Source organism: Streptomyces laurentii (genome assembly GCF_040635425.1).
Classification (GTDB): domain Bacteria; phylum Actinomycetota; class Actinomycetes; order Streptomycetales; family Streptomycetaceae; genus Streptomyces; species Streptomyces laurentii.
On the sequence record NZ_JBEYHT010000098.1, the window covers coordinates 1 to 17911 of the forward strand.

The following is a 17911-nucleotide window of genomic DNA, read 5'->3' on the forward strand; positions in this document are numbered from 1 at the left end:
AGTTGGTGCCGGCGGCGTGGATGACCGTACCGGCGGCGAGGAACAGCAGCGCCTTGAAGGCGCCGTGCGTGAGGAGGTGGAAGACGGCGGCGGCCGGGTCGGCGCTCACCACAGGGCCTGGTGCCGGGTCGGCTATTGCTCGGGTGCGTCTTGGTCGCTGCCGGTGGCCCACTGCTCCCATTCGGAGGGGCGCCCGCGGCCGTCGAGGATGGCCTTGCGGCGGGACTGGGCGGTGGAGCGGCTGACGTGCATGGCCTTGGCGAGGTCGCCGTGGCTTGCGCCGGTCTCGGCGTGGGCTCTGATGGCGGCGTCGAGGATTCCGTGGAGGCGGGGGAGGAGGTGGTGGTCGAGGGCTTCGATGCCCGGTTCCCAGCCGTGGTCGGGGGTGGTGCCGGTGCGGAGTGCGTGGAGGGTGTCGGTGGCGTCGGTGAGCCAGGTGGTGAGGTCTTTGGAGGTCTGGTCGTCGGTGGTCACGAGTGGGTCCTTGGAAATGGGGCGAGCCCCCCGGAGCGTGGCTCCGGGGGGCGGGGTGGGTGGGTCGAGGGGCTGGTTACCAGGAGGTGCGGCCGGTGGTGCTCGGGCCCGGGTCGTTGTCGTAGTTCCGGCGGTTGGCCTCGTTGAGGTAGGCGTCCTCGGCGTCCCAGTCGCTGTGGTAGTCGGCGGCGTCCATGGCGGCGAGGCGGAGTTCGCGGTCGGACATCTTGGCCAGCTTCTCGGAGGTGATGTGCTGGTTGCTCTTCTTGAAGAACGCCATGAGTCTCTCCTGTGGTTGTTGGTGTACGGAACTTCGTACACAGAGAACTGTACGGACTTCCGTACAGGCGGGCAAGGGGGGTCCGCCCGTTTCCTGTTTCACGACGTCGTGGGGCTCACTGCGACACCCTTATAAGGATGCTGAGGCGAAGAAGGGTGGTTCCGGTGGTTCCGGTGGTTCCCTTGCAGGTCAGGGGCCTATTTTGCGGAACCACCCCGGTGGTTCCGGGGTGGTTCCCGGGGTGGTTCCCGCACGGGAACTCTCTTGGGAAGCACAAGGAATGAGGCCCCCGCCGGGTGTCGGAGGAGGCCTCGTCGGGGCTGCGGGTCAGGCTCGTGGGGCTCGCCCGCCGGCGGCGGTGTGGGCTTGTGGCGTCATGACGTCGTGGGACCACCAGAGAGGGTGAGGCGTGTCCACTCCCCGACGCTCAAGGCCGGCGGGCACGACGAAGGGGACCGCACCGTGTGGTGCGGTCCCCTTCGTCGTGGTGCGGGGGGTCAGTGGCGGTGCTGCCCTTGGGCCGCTGCCTGCTGGGCCTGGGAGTCACATTCGTCGGGCCAGTGCCCCTTCCAGGGGTCGAGTGCGCCGGGCCGGTTGAGGCGGGTGTCGCCGCAGTCGGGGCACGTGTCGATGGTGGTGCCGGGCGGCAGATCCAGGGCGGCGTCGGGGGTCATGGTCGTGCTCCTGGTGGTGGTGGTCGGGATGTACGGGGCGCCGTACTCGGGGGTGGGGGCACTGGTCATGGGGGTGGTCTTCTCCTGGTTGGGGGCCTCGGTGGTCATTCTGCACCTCTGGAGGGCCCGTGCGGGGCCTGGTCACTCGATGGTGTGGTGGGCTCGTGGCGTCGTGACGTCATGAGCCCACGAATGGGTCCGTACTGCGGGGATTGGTGTACGGAACCTCGTATACGGAGGACTGTATGGACTTCCGTACAGTCAGGCAAGGGGGTCACCCGATTGGTGGGCTCGTGGCGTCATGACGTCGTGGGACCACCATGGAGGGGTAGCGGCGGGCTGGGATGATCGGGCGGTGACGACGACCCGAGACCTTCGTGAGATCGAGCGGCTGCTGACCGGGATGGAGTGGGTGCCGACCCGGGACGAGTTCAAGCTGGGCTGCGACTTCATCGACGCGGAGTATGACGCGGTCACCGTGGCCGCTGCGAGGGGCTACCCGCGGGGCAGGGGCCGCTGGGAGGTGACCACGCTGGAGTACCTCACGGTCGTGAGCCTTGTTGTCGAGCGGGTGGAGCGGGAGTTGCTGCCGGCGGCGCGCGCTCGCTTCCCCGGCGGGTCCCCGATGGTCGACCTGGTCGAGCTGATGCTGGCGGCGGCCGTCCCGGTGCTCCCGTACGCGCGGCAGCTCCAGGAGGCGTGGGCCGCCGGCGGGCCCGAGGCACGTAGGGGGGAGACGGCCGACTACCGCGACACCCAGCCGTGGGAGGACGCTCTGCTCGGTGACGGGCAGGAGGTGGTCAGCCTGTACGCGCGGACGGTGAGCGTGATCAGGTCGGTCCTGGTCGCCGTGGTGACCGGGGACATCACCCACTGACCCGGCGGCCCCGACCGGGGGCGGGGAGGGAGCACGCATGTCCATGACGCTGTATTACGGGATGACCGTCGACGTCCGGTACTTCTCGGAGCTGACCCCGGCCGACGTCGACCGACTCCACAGGGAGGTCCACCGGGGCTTCCTGTGGGCCAACCCGGGGCGGTCTGCGGAGTACCGGCCTGGTACCCGGGCCGAGACGTGGTGCCACGCGCTTTTGCCGGATGAGGTGTGGGAGGAGTCGACGGCCGTGCATGAGGCGGTGCACGTGGTCCTGGCGCATCTGGTGGGCCTGACCCCGACCCGGGTCTCCCTGGCCGGGAACAGGGTCGATAGCGCGGCCGGCGGATACAGCTCGGTGGGGACCGCCGATGCCCAGGAGGTGACGCTGGTCAGCGTGGGCGCGGTGCCCTACCAGCTGGCGCGCTTGCAGCGCGCGGGCCACACGCACCCCGAGCTGGGCAGGTGCTTGCGGGAGCTGTGCGGCCTCGGAGATCTGATCAACGCTCAGCGTCTCGTTGCCGACGGCTACATCACGGACATCGGCCAGGCCCTGGTCGACGCGGCTGCTCTCCTGGCCGATCCCGCCGCGCAGGCCGCCGTCGACACCCTTACTCGGGAGTTGCTGGCCGAGCGCCGCCTCGACCAGCAGCAGATCCATGCTGTCCTCAACGGCCATCGGCTCCGGAAGGGCAGGAGAGGCGTCTGGATCCCGGGCCGAAGGCTGCCGATCCTGCCCGCATCGCCGAGCCGGCCGCTCCCCCGGGGCTTGCCCGACGCCTCCATATAGATGTTAGGGCGAACAAGGGTGGTTCCGGTGGTTCCGGTGGTTCCCTTGCTGGTCAGAGCCTCGCCAGCCGGAACCACCCGGGTGGTTCCGGGGTGGTTCCCGGGGTGGTTCCCGCACGGGAACTCTGCGTGGAGGGCAGAGCGGGTGCAGGCGGAGGAGCTGCCCGAGGCTCTGGCGCGGTGGGCCACAGTCCTGGGCTGACCGTCCCGGCGCGTGCTGGATCGCGGCCGTGGTCGTTGGTCCGGGCATGGACGACAAGACCAAGACCGAGACCGAGACCGAGACCGCCGCGGACGAGTTCGCAATGCTTGAGGCGCGGATGATCCGGACCGCGCTCACCGACGCTGAGTGGGCGGAGCTGATCCAGTACCGGCCGAGTCTCCCGGCCTGGCTGGAGGCGTACGGGCGGTGGGCGGCCGAGGTCGAGGCGGCGGCCGGGTGACGGCGGTCTGGTCGTGCTCGACGTCCTGGTGCTCGACGTCGTACGGCCGGGACGGGCCCCCGGGGCAGCCCCGGGGTAGCCCGGTCGATGCAGGTGCAGCAGGAGGCCCCCACCGGCACGCGGCGGGGGCCTCCTCGTCTGGGCGGGTTCTAGTCCCGGGTTTGGGAGAGGACCGGGAGGTCGGGGCGGAGGTCGGTGAGGTCGGCGTGGGTGAGGGAGATCTCGGTGGATGCGGTCGCGGTGAACCGGGCGCCGCAGCCGGCCTCTTGGCGCTGGGCGCGGGGGTAGCCGGGGGCGACGCGGTGGTGGTGGGTGTCGGAGAGGAGGGCTCCCTTCTGGCAGTGAGAGCACCGGCTGCGGTAGGCGCCGACGAGGAGGGTCGCGGTCTGCTCTTGGAGGGTGGACTCGGTCATGTCTGGGCTCCTGGGTGGGATATGGGCCTCGGGGATCATCCTGCACCCCTGGAGGGGCCTTGTGGGGCCTGATCACCTGAAGATGCGGTGAGTCCGTGGCGTCGTGACGTCACGACGCCACGAAGGGGGCCCGCACCGTGTGGTGCGGGCCCCCGGGATCGGTTTGGTCAGCTCCAGGTGACTGCCTCGATGTTGGACGCGTAGACGTCCACGATGTCGGCGGCGGGGCTGTCCCAGACCTCGGCGATCAGCTCGCAGCAGCGGGTCCAGTTGCCCTTCTCGTGAGCGAGGACGAACTCCTTGACCGAGGAGCCGGTGAGGGTGCCGCTCATCTCGCCGTACCACTTGTTGGCGGAGATGACCCAGTCGCCGTACGCGCTGGCGCTGATGCTGGACGGGAAGTGCCGCTCCTTCTCGGGTGCGGCCGGACCGCCGCCCGCGGCTTCCGGCTCTTCGGCCGGAGGGGCGGACGGCGGCGCGGACGGCGCCTCGGGCGGTGCCTCCGGAGGCGCCTCGGCCTCAGCCTCAGCCTCAGCTTTGGCCTCAGCTTTCTCCTTCTTGGCCTTCTCCTTCTTGGCCTTGCCGGTGACCTTGTCGGCGAGCCGGCCGAAGAAGCTGCGCTTCTTCTCCTCGGCCGGGGCCGGGGGCTTCTCGGGGGGCGGCGCCGGTGCCGCCGGTGCCGGTGCCGCCGGGGTCGGTGCCGCCGGGGTCGGTGCCGCCGGGGTCGGTGCCGCCGGGGTCGGTGCCGCCGGGGTCGGAGGCGTCTCCGGCGGGCCTTGTTCCTTGTCCTTCTTGCCGAAGGGCTTCCACCACTTGGCCATGACTGGTCACTCCCCCCGCTCTGCGGTGTACTGCTCGATCTTCTTGTGGATGTAGGCCTTGCGGGTCTCGGTGACCTCCGCGAAGAGCGGCAGGAAGTCGGCCATCGGGGCGGTGTTCTCCGCCGTCCACTGCCCGCCGAGGGAGCCGAGCTGCATGGCGGCGGGCGCCGCCAGCTCGGGGTCGGCCTGGTCGCTGGCGAACCCGGCGGCGTCGACGTTCACGTAGAGGGGGGTGACGCCCTCCTCGCGGGCGAACTTCACGAGGTTGCGGTACATGTTCGCGGTCGCGTGGCTCAGGAGCATGGACGCCCAGTCGGGGCGCCAGTAGATGTCCTTGGCGTAGGGCTGGCCGGTGGTGTGGTCGAGGCGGGGGCCGTCGGCGCGGGCGAGGTAGCCGCGGAAGGACTGGTACATCGAGCCGTTGAGCTGCTTGGCGAACTTCGCGCCGGGGCGGCCGGCCTCGATCGCGGCGACGATCCGCTCGCGAGAGGTCTTCACCTTGCGGTAGAAGCCCTCCAGGGCCCGCTTCGAATCGGTCCAGACCCAGGCTTCGAGGACCTCGGGCCGCCAGTCGGGCCACAGCTCCAGGAGCAGGTCCATGCTCGGGGTCGCGACCCAGTAGCCGCCCTCGACGGCCTCCTTGAACAGCAGCGGCGGCAGGCCCTCGATCGCGACCGTGCCGGGGATCTCGGCGATCCGCCAGTACCCGGCGAACCGCTTGTCGTACGTCGCTCCGTCCTCGAGGTGGACCGGCTCGCCTACACCGAGGCGGACGTTGCTGAATGCGGGGAGCCAGGCCGCGGTCTTGTCGTACTCCTGGATCCAGGCCGCCGCCCGCTGGGCGGAGGTGAAGGCGGACAGGGGCTTCTCCCAGATCTGCGGGACCATCGTCGGGATCCGCCCGGAAGGGTTCTTGGGGTCGGCCGGGGGCACCAGGCGCCGGCGGACGGCGTCGCACAGGACGTCGGTGCGGCCGGTGCCGCCCGCGAGGTCTTCGGCGGTCTTGTTCGGGCTGCCGTAGTAGGGGTGGACCTCGGGATAGTCCTGGTTGCCGTGGGCGGTGGACAGCGTCCAGACCATCAGCGTGTCCAGCAGGACCTCGGGGGTCTCCGGTCCGCCGAGGCCGCCGAGGCGGGGCGATCCGGCCTTCTTGATCCGGTCCTCCCAGGCCGGGACGGCGACGGACAGCCGCCGGTCCAGCCCGCTCTCGTCGGCCAGGACGAGAGTCATCCACGCGGACAGCGCGGCCTCCGAACGCATCTCGGCGATCGGCCCGCCCTCGGCCGGGGTGGCCCAGGGGTGAGCGACGGGAGTCTGCGCGCCGGGACGGCGGACGTACTCGTCCGGGCCGACGCCCTCGGCCGCCCGCTTCTGGGCGATCCCGAGCGCGATCCGCTCGCCGAGGGTCGGCAGCCCCATCGAGGCGAGCGCTTCCTCGTGGAGGTAGAGGGTCTTCAGCCCGTACGCGCGCATCAGCGCGGGCACCTGGTCGACGTGCGTCGGCACCGGCACCGTCACCGGCTGGTGGTTGGGCAGCAGCAGGCGGCCGTCGCCGAGGACACCGAGCCGCAGCGCGGACGCGGTCCGGCCCTTCGCCCGCCGCACCAGGTCGGCCCACGACCGGTCACACCCGGCCTCGTCCGGCGACGTGAGCCGGGCCGGCGGGTACAGCGGGGCGACCCGGGCGTCGGGGGCATCAGCGCGCGTCGCCGATGCCCCGTCCAAGGCGCCGTTGCCAGTGCTGTCCTCGGGGGTGGTTCCGTTCTCCTTAGAGATGCTGAACAGCTCCAGGGTGGTTCCGGTGGTTCCGGTGGTTCCCTCGCTGGTCAGAGCCTCGCCAGCCGGAACCACCCCGGTGGTTCCGGGGTGGTTCCCGGGGTGGTTCCCGCTCGGGAAGTCCGATCCGCCACCACCCTCGGAGCCGTCCTCGGAGCCCTCGTCGAGCTCCGGGTCGCCGAACAGTTCGGCGGCCTTCCGGACGTCGAAGCAGTGCATCCTCAGCCCCAGGCCCTTCCCCCGGATCGCTTTCGGGAGCTGGCGCTGGGCGTGCTTCCCGAGGCCCCGGAGGTGGACGCCGAGGTCGTCCAGGGCCCGCAGGGCGGCCGTCAGGTTGTCGATCTCGACCGAGGCGGCGGCTTCACGGACGGCGGGGTCCACGACCCACCACTGGCCCTTCTCGGAGTCGGTGAAGCCGCGCAGCCGGCGGAAGCCTTCCTCGGCAGCCGAGGGCAGCTTGTCCAGTTCGGGGAAGGCGGTGGACTCGATCCGCAGCGCGTCGAGCGCGTTCCACAGCTTCTCGTGGTCGGAGAGGTTGGCCTCGTCGGCGGCCTCGATGGCCTTGCCCAGACGGCGGGCGGCCTCCTGCTCGGCGGCCTGGCCGAGGCCGGGGACGCCGATGGCGACAGCGAGCATGTGAGCGCCGACCACCCACGCCATGTGCAGTTCGGCGATCGTCGCGGCGATGCCGCCGCCCGCCGGCCGATGCTTCGCGCACAGCCGGAGGTGGAGTTCGCGGATCTTCTCCAGGTTCTTCGGCCGGTACATGTCCTTGGCGATGGCCCACTCCAGCGGCCATCCGCCGTGGTCCTTGGCGAGGCGCTTGAGGCGCTTGGACAGGTGCTCGGCGCTCTCGTCGTCGGGGTCGGCCTCGGTGCCCTCGGAGGTCACCATCAGGTTGGGGAAGAAGGGGGCCTGGAACTCTTGGAGACGGGTCGCCAGGTCCTCGGTCTGCCCCTCGAACTTCAGCGGCTCGTTGCTGGTCGACAGGGCGAAGGAGTGCCAGAATCCGTCGTTCTCCCGGGGCGAGCCGTCGGCGGTGCCCATCGCGCGGACGGCGCCCGACACCATCTGGGAGATCTCCCGGGAGGACTCCTTGATCCGGCGTCCGGAGCTGGAGTGCTCGTCCAGGCCGATCGGCAGGAGGCCCCGCTGGCGGAGGGTCTGGGTGATTCCCTGCTTGGAGCTGTTCCAGGTGATGAGGATCTGCTGACGGCGCGGCTTGATGTCTCCGACCAGGGCACACGCCACGGTGGCGACGGTGGACTTCCCCTGCTGGCCGGGGCCGTGGCAGTTGCCCATGTGACCCAGGACGTCGAGGTAGTCCAGGACCGGCCCGGCGAAGAACGCGCCCATGACGAGGGCGCTCTTGCCGCAGGCCAGCGTCCACAGGCCGATCTCTTCCCAGGCGTCGGTGGCGGCCTGCTCGGTCCCGCGCAGTGTGCGGTAGCCGAGGGTCTGGGACTCGGCGGTCGGGAAGATCAGGGTGCCGTCGTCGTCGTAGTGGGTGCGGGCGGGCACCTCGGGGGCCTGGTCGCCCTGCTCGCGCATGATCCGCGCGTAGGCGTGGCGTTCGTCGTTCCCGGTCGGCCGGCGGTTGCCGGTCTTCGATGCCCAGGTGCCGCGGTCCAGCTCGTCCTCGGTGATGATCCGGGGCTTCTTCTGGCGCCGGCCGCGCGCGAGGTACTCGGTACGGATGTACTCGCCGTCGTCGGTGACGTGCGCGATCGTCGCGGTGATCTCGGGGACGTACCCGATCAGGATCGGGTGGTCGTCCGGGGTGGGCTGGAAGAGGATCGAGCGGGTCCTCTCCTGGAAGAGCCACCCCCGCTTCATACCCGGGATCGGGCGGCACCCCGGGGGGAGTCCTCCCTGGCCCAGAGGTCGTACATTCCCCTTGCGCGGCTTCTGCTGCGGCGCCTGCTGGGGGATCTCGGTGGTCGTGCTCACAGAGTCCTCTCTGCGGCCCACCACAGGAGTGTGTTCTAGAACAACCAGTTAGGTAGGGAGAAATCTCCCCACCGCTGGCATACACTCGGCGATGGACCTATCGGCTTGGTCAACGTGAGCCCGCTTTCCGGATTTCGACCCCTCGTCCTGGTTTCGACGCCAGTGGAGGGTCCGGGGCGGGTTTTCGCGTTGACCGGGTCTTTTTTTGGGTTTATGGATCTTGTTTGACTGTTCGTGCAGCTTACGCCTGGAGCTGGATAGCCCCAGAAGCTTTGGCGGGTTCGAGAGCCAAGTCGTTGAGGATGACGTGACTCCTCCGCTGCCCGAGCCAGCCAGACTTCCTGTGAGCGGGCGCCTCGGTCCGTACGTGTTCGAACCCGAGGGAGTCGTAGTAGCGCTGGAGGCCGGTGGCGGTCCGCCAGCAGTCGAGTCGAACCCAAGCTCGGCCCTCCAGCGCTGCCAGCCGACAAGCCCAGTCGATGACGAGGCTTCCGATGCCGAGGCCGGAGGAGTCGCGGCGGACCATCAGCTTGTACAGGTAGAGGCCCTGTTCAGGTCGGTCGGCCGCAGTCCAGAAGTCCATGTCTGCTGGCCCGCGGCTGACGGTGCCGAGGGTGAGGTCGCGGGACTCGTCACGGATCAGCCAGGTGCGGCCCTCATCGATGGCCACCCGCCACTTCGAGATCGCGGCGGCCCCGGTCTCTCGGTCGGACCACTGGTCGGATCCCTGTGCGGCGAGCCAGTTCTCTGCCTCGGTACGGAGCGACATCAGGAGGGTGATGTCGTCGGTGTTAGCGGGCTCGATGGTGTACGGCACGGTTAGACCTCCATCTCGTAGACAAGGCGGTGCCGGTCCCCGGGGGCGATGGTGACCATGACGCGCACGGGGCCGGCGTCGCCGTACCCGATGCGGATGTGTTCGGCCACAGGCGTCCCCGGGGGGAGCTGGAGTTGCTCGGATTCCTGGGGTGAGGGCATCCGGACGCTGATCTCGTCTCGGATGCGGAGCTGCGGGTGGCCGATCGCGGAGAGGATGCCGCCGGGCAGGGAGACATCGCCTTCCTCGAGGAGGGGGGTGCCCTCGGCGATCGCCATGGGGAAGCTGCTGGTGGCGAGTTGATACGGCTGACCGTCCACGGTCCGGAGCCTTATGCGCTGGACTACCTCGGAGCCCACGGGGATCTGGAGCCACCCAGCCACGTCGGCATCGGCGGCCTCCAGGTGCACGGTGACGCGCTGCTCGGGGTCGCGACCAGCGTCACGGATGGCGGTCGACCAGTCGTCCCCAGCGGCTGAGTCCCGCCGCTGGCCTCGCTCGAACTTGGTGAGGTTCCAGGTGATGGGGCGGCTTGCCCGGACGCGGCGCCGGCCGCCTTGCTCGCCGATGACGAGTCCCTCGCCCTTCAGGATGTCGATTCCCGAGCCCACGGTCTTGAGCGTGACGCCGTACAGGTCGGCGAGCTCGCGGCTGGTCGGCAGGACGTCGTTGGGCTTGAGGGTCCCGGACGTGATCTGTGTGCGCAGGTCGTCAGCGATGGACTTGGCCGTAGCGCGGCGGCGAGGGGTCGGTGTGGTCATGAGGTGGAGAGTACACCGATCATCAAGTTGAGTACACAAGTCGCGGCCATGTTTCAGGCAGTCAGACCAACTTGGGTACTCAACACTTGACGGTGGATCACCCAAGCCCTTACGGTCTGTCGTGTCGCCGCAACTTAGGTACTCAAGTGGTGGCGAGCGAGAACGCATGCGGCCCTAGTTCGGTATCTCACCACCGGACTAGGGCCTGAGATCACCCCGTCTGATTTGCCCAGAAGGGAGCGATCCTGTGTCGGATCGTATCGAGCACGTGCAGATGCCGCTGTTGGCGGCCACCGTTTTCATGGCCGGCCCCGAGGGCCTGGCCGTCATCGACCTCGTAGCCGTCGAGCGGGCCGTCTCCGGCACCCGCCGTGGTGCCCGCCTCACCGAGGACGAGGCCCGGTACGCCGCGAGCGTCCTGCTGGACGCGGGCTTCGCCGCGTCGGTCGTCGCCAGGAAGGTCGGCTACGACACCCCCAAGATCCTGAAGTGGTTCCCCGAGCAGGCGAAGACCGCGCGGCTGGAGCCCATCCGGTGCGGGACGCCCCGGGGCTACCGCGCTCACCTCCGCAAGAACCAGACCGCGTGCGCGGACTGCAAGGCCGCAGAGGCGTACCGCCGCCGGACCCGGTTCTCGGGGGTGGCGGCATGAGCGCCTACGACCCCGCCGCCGAGTCCGCTGCCACCGAGGCCATGGCCCGCGCGGCGGAGGCCGCCGCTGCCGCCGAAGCCGCCCGCCAGGCCGCCGAGGCCATCCGCGCCCAGCAGGCCGCCGCCGGGGGTGCCCGATGAGCGGCTGGTTCGACCCGCGCAGTGAGACCCCCGCCGACGACGAGGCCCGCACCCGCCGCCTCCTGGACGCCGCCGCCGACGCGTTCGACACCGCGCTCATCCCCGACCGGGACGCCGTGGTGACCGCCTTCGAATGCATCGTCTTGGAGGGCCTGCTGACCGACGTCCAGGTCGCGGTCTACCCGCCCGCCGACCACACCTACCCGAAGAAGGGCTGACCCCTGATGAGCAAGCAGACCGACCGCGCGATCCGCGAGGCCGTCGCCCGCCTCGCCCGGATCCAGCGCCGCGACTCCACCGCGCTGTCGGGCGGCGAGGCCGCCCGCTACTTCGGAGCCTCGGCCGTCTCCCTCACCCAGGGCATCCGGCGCCGCAACGCGCCGATGGCCGACCGGGCGATCGACCGGATCTGGGCCGACGCCGAGGCCGTCGCCGCCGCCGAGCTGGCCGCCGCGCAGCAGGCCAAGGCCGCCGAGATCGCCGCCGAGGCCGAGCGCCGCAGCTCGAAGAAGAAGGGGTGGTGGTGACCGTGAAGAGCCTGATCGCCCGCCCGCTGGTGTGGCTGTGTGCCCACACCGACGTGCTGATCGTCCTCCTCGTCACCCTCGGCGTCGCCGGTCCCCTCAGCGAGTCCCTCGTCGCCGTCGGCGTCGACAAGGTCCAGGCGTACGTGGCGGTGCTGCCGGTCGGCCTGGCCGCCGGGTTCGGCGCCGGCATGTGGTGGGTCCACCGCCCGAAGGGCCGCCGTTCCTTCCAGGACATCTACCTCGAACTCGCCGACCGGATCGCCGACTGGGCGGGCTGGACCACCATCCACCCCGAGACCTGAACACCCCTGCCTCGACCTGGTGGTGTCGTGACGCCATGAGCCCACGACACCACCACATCCCACCGACCAGGGAGGTGCCCCGTGAAGTTCCACGACCCGACCGGCAAGACCTACGGCATCCCCACCTACCCCCGCCGCCTCGCCCCCGAGGGCCTCGCCACCCGCCGCCAGCTCCGCGCACTCGGACTCCGCCCCGCCGGCCAGCCCGTCGCCGCCCAGATCCTCTGGCACGGCCGCCGCACCCCCGGCACCCGCACCCGCCCCGTCCGCGCCGCCTACCTCTACCTCATCGCCCTCGCCGCCCCGGTCCGCCCCATGACCCCCGCCCGCTGGCGCGCCCACCACGCCATGATGCGCGCCCGCCGTACCTGCCCCGACTGCCGCATCGACCGCGGCTACGTCATCCCCCGCTCGCTCGGCACCTGCCCCGTCTGCGCCGACACCGCCGTCCTCGCGGCATGAAGGAGACCGGCATGAACACGACCTCGACCCCCCTGATCTCGACCCCCGACCGCATCCGGTACCTGACCGTCGCGGGGACCACCGTCGACATCACCCCCAAGCCGCAGCTCGACGCCGACGCGTGGGAGAGCCGCTGCAACGGCTGCGGCGTCCGGCAGGAGCACAACCGGTGGTACGGCAAGGACAGCAACCTGGAGGACGCCCGGGAGTGGGCCCAGGCCCACGCCGCCATCTGCCGCGCGCTCCCGATGGAGGGCTGAGCGGTGAAGCTCCCCGCCTGGCTCCAGGAGCACATCGAGTCCCGCGAGATCGCGGCCGGATGGGCCCCCCTCGGCGAGGACGACGACACCACCGCCTCGCCCCTGCCGGTCATCGCCCGGTACATCACGGTGGGCGCCGCCCACGTCGTCATCCGCGAGATCGACCTCGGCCGCGACGGCGAGCGGATCTGGAACACGTTCGCCGAGTGCGGCGGCTGCCCGGACACCGGCCACTGGCAGTGGACCAGCGACTCGGACACCGACCGCGAGACGGCCGAGATCCAGGCCCGCGCCTGGGCCCAGACCCACGCCGACACCTGCCGAGCCCTGCCCAAGGAGAACTGACCATGACGTACGAGATGCAGCCGTTCATCCCGCAGCAGCTCCCCGCGATCCCGCCCGGCGCGACCGTCGCCTACACGGCCGAGGGCCAGCCCGTCTACCTCCCCGCCCAGGCCCAGGCCCCGGTCATCGTGCAGATGCCGACCCAGCCGATCCCGGCCTGGCTCCGCAACGGCCTCCTGGCCGCCGTCGGCCTCGTCATCGTCTGCACCCCGGCCACCGTGCTCCTGGTCGTCGCCGCCCCCGCGGTCGCCGCGATGGGCCAGGCCCTCGCCTACGGCGGCATCGGGATCGGCATCGGCGTCATCGGCGTCGCCGCCGGCATCAAGGCCCTGCGCGAGACCCCCAAGCCCGCCAAGGCCCCGGGCGGCCTCCTGCGGAAGGCGGCGAAGTGATGTTCCAGGCCGGAGACGAAGTGCTCATCGTCGCGTGCGCCGACGACCCCCGGGCGGTCGGCCGGACCGGCCGCGTCCTGGATGAGGTCCCCCCGGGCCCGCTCACCCAGGGCCGCTGAACGCCGCTTTGTGGCGTCACGACCCCACAACGTCGTGACGCCACCACAGACCCCTGAAAGGCAGAAACACCCGATGGAAACCAAGCGCAAGCTCAGCAAGATGCAGCGGAACCTCCTGGCCGTCACGGTCGTGCCCATGGTCGCCGTCGGCGTCCTCGGCGGCATCGGCACCTTCAACAACCTCTCCACCGCCTACGGCGGCGAGACCGCCCTCGGTGCCCTCGCCGCCGGTGAAGGCGCCACCGCGATCCTCGCCCTGGTCCTCCTCGTGACCACCCTGTTCGGCCGCTCCGCCCCGCTGGTCGTCCGCGCCGGCCTCTGGGCCCTGCCCGCCGCCGCCGCCGTCATGGGCGCCACCGCCGCCCACGGCAAGGGCCAGACCATCGTCTTCGCCCTCACCCCCATGGCCATCACCGCCGCCGCCGAGGCCATCGCCTACCTTGCCCGCATCGTCGTCATCCACCAGGACGGCCGCGACGTGGAGGCGGAGACCCGCGCCGCCCGCGTCATCCGCGACCTCGCCTACCACCAGGCCCGCGCCGCCGCCCATCCCTCCGACCGGGCCCGCAAGGCCTCCGTCCGCAAGTCGTGGAAGCTCGCGCGGATGGTCGGCAACGGCGACACCGCCCTGAGCGCCGACCTGCTGGACGTCCAGCGCGACCGGATCTCCGCATCCGCCGGAGTCGCGCTGGAGCGGATGTTCAGCCCCGGCCTGTCCGCCCCCGTCCCCGAGCTCCTCGCGGCATCCGCCAACGAGGTCCCGGCCATCCTTCCCGCGTCCGCTGATGACGCCACGACGCCGCGAACCCACGAGTCCACCATCCGCGAGGATGCGAACGGATATCCGGCCGTAACCGGCTCTGACCAGCAGGAACAGACCGAGAACGTCCGCCCGTCGCTCGCACTCGTCCAGACCGAGAAGACCAAGAAGCCGAGCATCGCCGCCGACGTCCGCCGGATGGCCGAGGACGGCGTCAAGGACATCCAGCACGTACTCGCCGCCATCGCCACCCGCCACAACCGCGACGCCGACGACCGGACCTTCCAGCAGACCGTCACCCGCTACTGGCGCGAGGCCAAGACCGCTCCCACCGCCGAGCAGGAGGCCGACTCCGCCAAGGTCTCCGGCCCCTACCTCTAACCCACCGCACCCGGCCGGCACCCACCCCGGCCGGGCCCCTCGAAAGGACACACCGCCATGAACGACCTGCCCACCTACACCGACCTCACCGACGCCGCCCTCGACCGCCTCCGCCGCGCCCGCAGCCTCACCGAGGCCTCGGTCAACTCCAGCGACCCCACCGGGACCCTCGCCCGCGCCGGCCTCCACGTCGAGATGGCCCACGTCTACGCCCAGCTCGCCGCCAACACCCTGGCCGCCGCCCGCACCGTCGACGTCGGCCAGGAGCAGGACGACCCGTTCCTGGTCGACGTCGACGCGACCGGCCGGCGCGGAGCCCTCCCGCCCTTCTAGCAGCAAAAAACCGGGCGGCGACTGTCACACCGCCGCCCGGATCCGCACCTGTAGCAAGCGACCGACGCGCTCCCGCCCGGCAGGCCACTCCTGCCAGAGACGACCTGCCGGGCGGCGGGCCCTCCGCAAACGAGGGGACCCTCGATGTACAGCATCACCACCGCCCTCGCGGCCGACACCCAGGCGCCACCGCCGCCCGCCACCGGGTCCGCCGACGCCACCACGGGCATCCTGAACTGGCTCTCCGAGACCCTCCCCGGCGGAAACGTCACCCTCCTCGGCGCCGCCGCCGTCGCCTACCTCCTGGTCAAGCACAGGGGCGCCAAGGGCGGCATGACCGCCGAGGACGGACAGAAGGCCGACAAGGCCGCGCTCAAGGCCCTCAAGGGCGCCTGGAACACCCTGGTCAGCCTGGTCAAGGCCCCCTGGGCCGTCATCCGCTTCTACGGCGGCTACGAGACGCGCGGCGAGCCGAAGAGCACCGCCACCTTCTTCAAGGCCGGCACCCGCACCGACCGCCCCGCCAAGCCCGCCCCCACCATCTCCATGGCCTCCATCGCCGCCGCCCCGCCCAAGATCTCCCTGACCAAGAAGGGCCAGCCCAGCCCCTGGGCCCGCAACACAGCGGCCTGGATCGCCTCCTACAAGGGCAAGGGCTCCCGCGCCCTCGACAGGGCCCTGCGCGCCGTCCTGTGGACCACACGGGCCGCCCGCCGCGTCCACGGCTGGTACAAGGCCGTCGCCCGCGTCGTACGGACCATCCACGGCACCGTCGCCCCCGTCGTCACCACCCTCGCCCGCGCCGCCACCTCCTGGCACTGCTGGCCCTACGCCCTGCGCGGCCTGGCCCGCCTCGGCGCCACCGCCGCCCTCCTCGGCCTCCTCGTCCCGGCCTGGCGGACCCCCACGGTCCTCCTCCTGGTCCTCGCCGTCGCAGCGGCCACCACCGCCGCCGCCCGGCACAAGCCCAAGCCCCTCGGCGACGACGTCGTCTACGGCCCGAAGCTCTGGACCGTCCTCGCTCACGACCTCGGCCTGCCCGCCGACGAGCCCTGGGAGCAGTGGCTCCACCTGCCCGCCCGCCTCGCCGACCCGGCCGCCCGGATCACCATCCGCCTGCCCTGGACGTTCCGCGGCGCCGAGCTGGAGCGCCAGCAGCTCGCCGCGCTCATCAACAGCCGCGTGCCGGGGGAGTGGGTCGCGCGGTTCTCCTTCACCGGCGAGCACGCCACCGCCGTCTACACCCACAAGCCCCCGCCGGCCCCGCCCAAGCCCGAGCCCGAGCCCCCGACCGCCGTCGACATCTGGGACCCCAAGGTCCAGCAGATCCTCGCCACCCTCGGGCCGGACGAGTTCTACCTCGGCCAGGACACCTTCGACCAGCCGATCATCCAGAAGATGTCCGACGAGCAAGCCCACTGGGCCATGTCCGTCGGCTCCGGCGGCGGCAAGAGCGCATTCCTCCAATTCCTCGCTATCCAGATGCTCATGAAGCGCGGCACCGTCGTCGTCATCGACGGAAAAATGGTCAGCATGACGCCCCTGATCGGAATTCAGGGAACCCACGCCTACATCAACCCCCAGGCCCCCCGGGATATGCGCGCAACCCTGAAGTGGGTAGCCGACGTGGTCAACGCGAGGAATTACCAGAAGAAGAATGGGACGCAGACCGACTTCCCCCCGCTCTATCTCATCCTTGAGGAATGCAACCACCTCGCCGATATCCTCAAAGAGGAATACACGGCCAACAAGGACAATGGCGCACCGGCCGGTGACCCCATTTGGCGTGACGGGGTCGCCCCTGTCCTCCGACTCGGCCGTGAGGTGAACGTCCACATCATCGCCGTATTCCAGGACTTCAAGGACACCCAATTCGGCGGTATCTCGCTCGTCCCCCTCTTCCCGTTCAAAATCCTCGGCAGCTACAGCGAGCGCCAATGGAAGCGAATCATGGGCGCCAGTTTCCCCATGCCGACCATCCAGAAAAAGGCCGGTCGAATGGTCCTCGCCCTCGACACCGGAGACGTCACCCGAATCCAGACCCCCTACGTGCCGTGGGTCCCCGAACTCACCAAGGCCGACAACCAGCAGCACGCCTACAAGCTCCTGACGGCCTACTACAAGGAGCTGCGCGCCACCCACGGCTACGACTCCCGCGGGCTCTACGAGGCCCCGCCGGAGCACTCCCCGGAGGTCGAGCCGGCCCTCCTGAGGCGCGCGTCACGCGACAAGGCCCACCTGGGCCAGATCGAGGGTCCTGAGGGAGGCCAGGTGGAAGAAACCGCAGGTCGGCTGTCACGCGAAGGCGCCAGCGTGACAGGCTCCGAGGGCGACGTGACAGCCTCCCGTGACAGGCTCCGGCTCATCCCCGGCCAGGGCGGCCAGGGAGCCCCCGAGAGGGCCCAGGACGACCCCACCGCGCCCCCGGAGCTGCTCCCGCTGGCCGAGGTCGCCCGGCGCCTGGAGGGCGAACCCGGGATCCCCAAGGCCGACACCATGCGGGCACACAAAAAGCGCAAGGACGACTTCCCTCGGGGCATCGGCGAGCCCGGAAAGGAGCTGTACACGGTCTCCCAGATCCGGGCTTACTACCAGCCTCAGGAAAACGTAGCCCCCTGATCAGGGAAAACGCCCCGATAGCAACCGTAGGCATCCTCTCCGGAGGGTGCCTATTTGCATGTCTGGACCCACTCTGATACCTTTCTCGGCAATTCGGAATTCCTCGAAGAAAGAAGTCTGAAATGCAAGAAGAAAATACGTGTGAAAACTGCGGAGAAATGTGCGGAGATCTGCACTGTGGAAAGTGCCCCGAGTGTGGTGGGGAATTCGAAGAAGGTTATTCGAATTGGCCAGACTCATGCCTGAATTGTCGAATTCGACAGCGCCAAAAAGAAGCCTCAGAACCCCTCCCTTTCGACATCTAAAGCCTCTGAGCGCGAAGCGCGAAGAATTCGAATTCGGATTTTCTGGCGTGGCCATAAACGCGCCAGAAACCCGCCCAGGAATGCGCGAAGCGCGTTCCAAATGGCCTTCAATTTGAATTCGCTCCGCGAATTCTCTGGCCCGGCTGGGCAGAGCGGGACGAAGAGAGGGCGGGCCAGGACGATCAGGGTGCCGAGGACGACGCCGGACACCACGCCCCACTGGACCATGCGACGGCACACCT

Annotated in this window: 24 protein-coding genes and 1 pseudogene; 15 read left to right on the forward strand and 10 right to left on the reverse strand. The window is 70.2% G+C overall.

The window, feature by feature from the left end:
- The 4 genes and pseudogenes from ABZ693_RS34620 to ABZ693_RS34635 all read right to left on the reverse strand — a co-directional run.
- Positions 1–103: pseudogene (locus ABZ693_RS34620) on the reverse strand (proton-conducting transporter transmembrane domain-containing protein); the annotation flags it as partial.
- 29 nt (positions 104–132) lie between these two features.
- Positions 133–474 carry a hypothetical protein gene (locus ABZ693_RS34625; protein WP_359885458.1) on the reverse strand — a complete coding sequence of 114 codons (342 nt, stop codon included), beginning with the start codon at positions 472–474 and terminating at the stop codon, positions 133–135.
- Positions 475–550: 76 nt separating this feature from the next.
- Positions 551–754 carry a hypothetical protein gene (locus ABZ693_RS34630; protein ID WP_359885459.1) on the reverse strand — a complete coding sequence of 68 codons (204 nt, stop codon included), beginning with the start codon at positions 752–754 and terminating at the stop codon, positions 551–553.
- Positions 755–1251: 497 nt separating this feature from the next.
- Positions 1252–1536 carry a hypothetical protein gene (locus tag ABZ693_RS34635; RefSeq protein WP_359885460.1) on the reverse strand — a complete coding sequence of 95 codons (285 nt, stop codon included), beginning with the start codon at positions 1534–1536 and terminating at the stop codon, positions 1252–1254.
- 247 nt (positions 1537–1783) lie between these two features.
- On the opposite strand from ABZ693_RS34635, the gene ABZ693_RS34640 reads away from it, so the two are divergent.
- The 3 genes from ABZ693_RS34640 (at position 1784) to ABZ693_RS34650 (ending at position 3534) form a co-directional block, all read left to right on the forward strand.
- On the forward strand, positions 1784–2305 hold the full coding sequence (locus tag ABZ693_RS34640; protein ID WP_359885461.1) for a hypothetical protein: 522 nt from the start codon (positions 1784–1786) through the stop codon (positions 2303–2305).
- Between the two features lie 37 nt (positions 2306–2342).
- Positions 2343–3092: a hypothetical protein gene (locus ABZ693_RS34645; RefSeq protein WP_359885462.1), complete on the forward strand. Its 750-nt coding sequence runs from the start codon at positions 2343–2345 to the stop codon at positions 3090–3092.
- 247 nt (positions 3093–3339) lie between these two features.
- A complete protein-coding gene (locus ABZ693_RS34650) occupies positions 3340–3534 on the forward strand; it encodes a hypothetical protein (protein WP_359885463.1) in 195 nt (64 codons plus the stop codon).
- Positions 3535–3683: 149 nt separating this feature from the next.
- On the opposite strand, the gene ABZ693_RS34655 is transcribed toward ABZ693_RS34650, so the two are convergent.
- The 5 genes from ABZ693_RS34655 to ABZ693_RS34675 all read right to left on the reverse strand — a co-directional run bounded on the left by ABZ693_RS34655 (position 3684) and on the right by ABZ693_RS34675 (position 10072).
- Entirely contained in the window at positions 3684–3947 is a 264-nt protein-coding gene (locus ABZ693_RS34655; protein WP_359885464.1) for a hypothetical protein, read from the reverse strand.
- Positions 3948–4114: 167 nt separating this feature from the next.
- A complete protein-coding gene (locus ABZ693_RS34660; RefSeq protein WP_359885465.1) occupies positions 4115–4768 on the reverse strand; it encodes a hypothetical protein in 654 nt (217 codons plus the stop codon).
- Between the two features lie 6 nt (positions 4769–4774).
- Entirely contained in the window at positions 4775–8380 is a 3606-nt protein-coding gene (locus ABZ693_RS34665; RefSeq protein ID WP_359885466.1) for a DUF927 domain-containing protein, read from the reverse strand.
- Positions 8381–8735: 355 nt separating this feature from the next.
- Entirely contained in the window at positions 8736–9311 is a 576-nt protein-coding gene (locus ABZ693_RS34670) for a GNAT family N-acetyltransferase (RefSeq protein ID WP_359885467.1), read from the reverse strand.
- Between the two features lie 2 nt (positions 9312–9313).
- The gene (locus ABZ693_RS34675; RefSeq protein WP_359885468.1) at positions 9314–10072 is read right to left on the reverse strand and encodes a GntR family transcriptional regulator; all 759 of its coding nucleotides are present in this window, start codon (positions 10070–10072) and stop codon (positions 9314–9316) included.
- A gap of 247 nt (positions 10073–10319) precedes the next feature.
- Here ABZ693_RS34675 and ABZ693_RS34680 point away from each other — a divergent pair, with 247 nt between their 5' ends.
- The 12 genes from ABZ693_RS34680 to ABZ693_RS34735 all read left to right on the forward strand — a co-directional run bounded on the left by ABZ693_RS34680 (position 10320) and on the right by ABZ693_RS34735 (position 17364).
- A complete protein-coding gene (locus ABZ693_RS34680) occupies positions 10320–10724 on the forward strand; it encodes a hypothetical protein (RefSeq protein ID WP_359885469.1) in 405 nt (134 codons plus the stop codon).
- Positions 10721–10864 (forward strand): hypothetical protein, encoded by a 144-nt coding sequence (locus tag ABZ693_RS34685; RefSeq protein WP_359885470.1) that lies wholly within the window; start codon positions 10721–10723, stop codon positions 10862–10864. The genes ABZ693_RS34680 and ABZ693_RS34685 overlap by 4 nt, the downstream gene beginning before the upstream one ends.
- The gene (locus tag ABZ693_RS34690; RefSeq protein WP_359885471.1) at positions 10861–11082 is read left to right on the forward strand and encodes a hypothetical protein; all 222 of its coding nucleotides are present in this window, start codon (positions 10861–10863) and stop codon (positions 11080–11082) included. The genes ABZ693_RS34685 and ABZ693_RS34690 overlap by 4 nt, the downstream gene beginning before the upstream one ends.
- A 6-nt stretch (positions 11083–11088) precedes the next feature.
- Positions 11089–11391, forward strand: coding sequence for a hypothetical protein (locus tag ABZ693_RS34695; RefSeq protein ID WP_359885472.1), 303 nt, complete (start codon positions 11089–11091; stop codon positions 11389–11391).
- Positions 11388–11693, forward strand: coding sequence for a hypothetical protein (locus ABZ693_RS34700; protein ID WP_359885473.1), 306 nt, complete (start codon positions 11388–11390; stop codon positions 11691–11693). The genes ABZ693_RS34695 and ABZ693_RS34700 overlap by 4 nt, the downstream gene beginning before the upstream one ends.
- An 81-nt stretch (positions 11694–11774) precedes the next feature.
- On the forward strand, positions 11775–12155 hold the full coding sequence (locus ABZ693_RS34705; RefSeq protein ID WP_359885474.1) for an RRQRL motif-containing zinc-binding protein: 381 nt from the start codon (positions 11775–11777) through the stop codon (positions 12153–12155).
- 11 nt (positions 12156–12166) lie between these two features.
- Positions 12167–12415 carry a hypothetical protein gene (locus ABZ693_RS34710; RefSeq protein ID WP_359885475.1) on the forward strand — a complete coding sequence of 83 codons (249 nt, stop codon included), beginning with the start codon at positions 12167–12169 and terminating at the stop codon, positions 12413–12415.
- Positions 12416–12418: 3 nt separating this feature from the next.
- Positions 12419–12760: a hypothetical protein gene (locus ABZ693_RS34715; protein ID WP_359885476.1), complete on the forward strand. Its 342-nt coding sequence runs from the start codon at positions 12419–12421 to the stop codon at positions 12758–12760.
- 2 nt (positions 12761–12762) lie between these two features.
- The gene (locus tag ABZ693_RS34720; protein WP_359885477.1) at positions 12763–13152 is read left to right on the forward strand and encodes a hypothetical protein; all 390 of its coding nucleotides are present in this window, start codon (positions 12763–12765) and stop codon (positions 13150–13152) included.
- Between the two features lie 192 nt (positions 13153–13344).
- The gene (locus tag ABZ693_RS34725) at positions 13345–14412 is read left to right on the forward strand and encodes a conjugal transfer protein (protein WP_359885478.1); all 1068 of its coding nucleotides are present in this window, start codon (positions 13345–13347) and stop codon (positions 14410–14412) included.
- A 57-nt stretch (positions 14413–14469) separates the two neighbouring features.
- Entirely contained in the window at positions 14470–14745 is a 276-nt protein-coding gene (locus ABZ693_RS34730; protein WP_359885479.1) for a hypothetical protein, read from the forward strand.
- A 144-nt stretch (positions 14746–14889) separates the two neighbouring features.
- Entirely contained in the window at positions 14890–17364 is a 2475-nt protein-coding gene (locus tag ABZ693_RS34735; RefSeq protein ID WP_359885480.1) for a hypothetical protein, read from the forward strand.
- A gap of 278 nt (positions 17365–17642) precedes the next feature.
- On the opposite strand, the gene ABZ693_RS34740 is transcribed toward ABZ693_RS34735, so the two are convergent.
- On the reverse strand, positions 17643–17911 hold a 269-nt coding region (locus ABZ693_RS34740), incomplete at its 5' end, for a hypothetical protein (RefSeq protein WP_359885481.1).

Coding starts and splice junctions, on each gene's coding strand:
- ABZ693_RS34635 (WP_359885460.1), bottom strand. CDS start 1,536: ATGACCACCGAGGCCCCCAACCAGGAGAAGACCACCCCCATGACCAGT.
- ABZ693_RS34655 (WP_359885464.1), bottom strand. CDS start 3,947: ATGACCGAGTCCACCCTCCAAGAGCAGACCGCGACCCTCCTCGTCGGC.
- ABZ693_RS34730 (WP_359885479.1), top strand. CDS start 14,470: ATGAACGACCTGCCCACCTACACCGACCTCACCGACGCCGCCCTCGAC.
- ABZ693_RS34735 (WP_359885480.1), top strand. CDS start 14,890: ATGTACAGCATCACCACCGCCCTCGCGGCCGACACCCAGGCGCCACCG.
- ABZ693_RS34645 (WP_359885462.1), top strand. CDS start 2,343: ATGTCCATGACGCTGTATTACGGGATGACCGTCGACGTCCGGTACTTC.
- ABZ693_RS34660 (WP_359885465.1), bottom strand. CDS start 4,768: ATGGCCAAGTGGTGGAAGCCCTTCGGCAAGAAGGACAAGGAACAAGGC.
- ABZ693_RS34685 (WP_359885470.1), top strand. CDS start 10,721: ATGAGCGCCTACGACCCCGCCGCCGAGTCCGCTGCCACCGAGGCCATG.
- ABZ693_RS34690 (WP_359885471.1), top strand. CDS start 10,861: ATGAGCGGCTGGTTCGACCCGCGCAGTGAGACCCCCGCCGACGACGAG.
- ABZ693_RS34695 (WP_359885472.1), top strand. CDS start 11,089: ATGAGCAAGCAGACCGACCGCGCGATCCGCGAGGCCGTCGCCCGCCTC.
- ABZ693_RS34725 (WP_359885478.1), top strand. CDS start 13,345: ATGGAAACCAAGCGCAAGCTCAGCAAGATGCAGCGGAACCTCCTGGCC.
- ABZ693_RS34675 (WP_359885468.1), bottom strand. CDS start 10,072: ATGACCACACCGACCCCTCGCCGCCGCGCTACGGCCAAGTCCATCGCT.
- ABZ693_RS34630 (WP_359885459.1), bottom strand. CDS start 754: ATGGCGTTCTTCAAGAAGAGCAACCAGCACATCACCTCCGAGAAGCTG.
- ABZ693_RS34710 (WP_359885475.1), top strand. CDS start 12,167: ATGAACACGACCTCGACCCCCCTGATCTCGACCCCCGACCGCATCCGG.
- ABZ693_RS34665 (WP_359885466.1), bottom strand. CDS start 8,380: ATGAAGCGGGGGTGGCTCTTCCAGGAGAGGACCCGCTCGATCCTCTTC.
- ABZ693_RS34720 (WP_359885477.1), top strand. CDS start 12,763: ATGACGTACGAGATGCAGCCGTTCATCCCGCAGCAGCTCCCCGCGATC.
- ABZ693_RS34650 (WP_359885463.1), top strand. CDS start 3,340: ATGGACGACAAGACCAAGACCGAGACCGAGACCGAGACCGCCGCGGAC.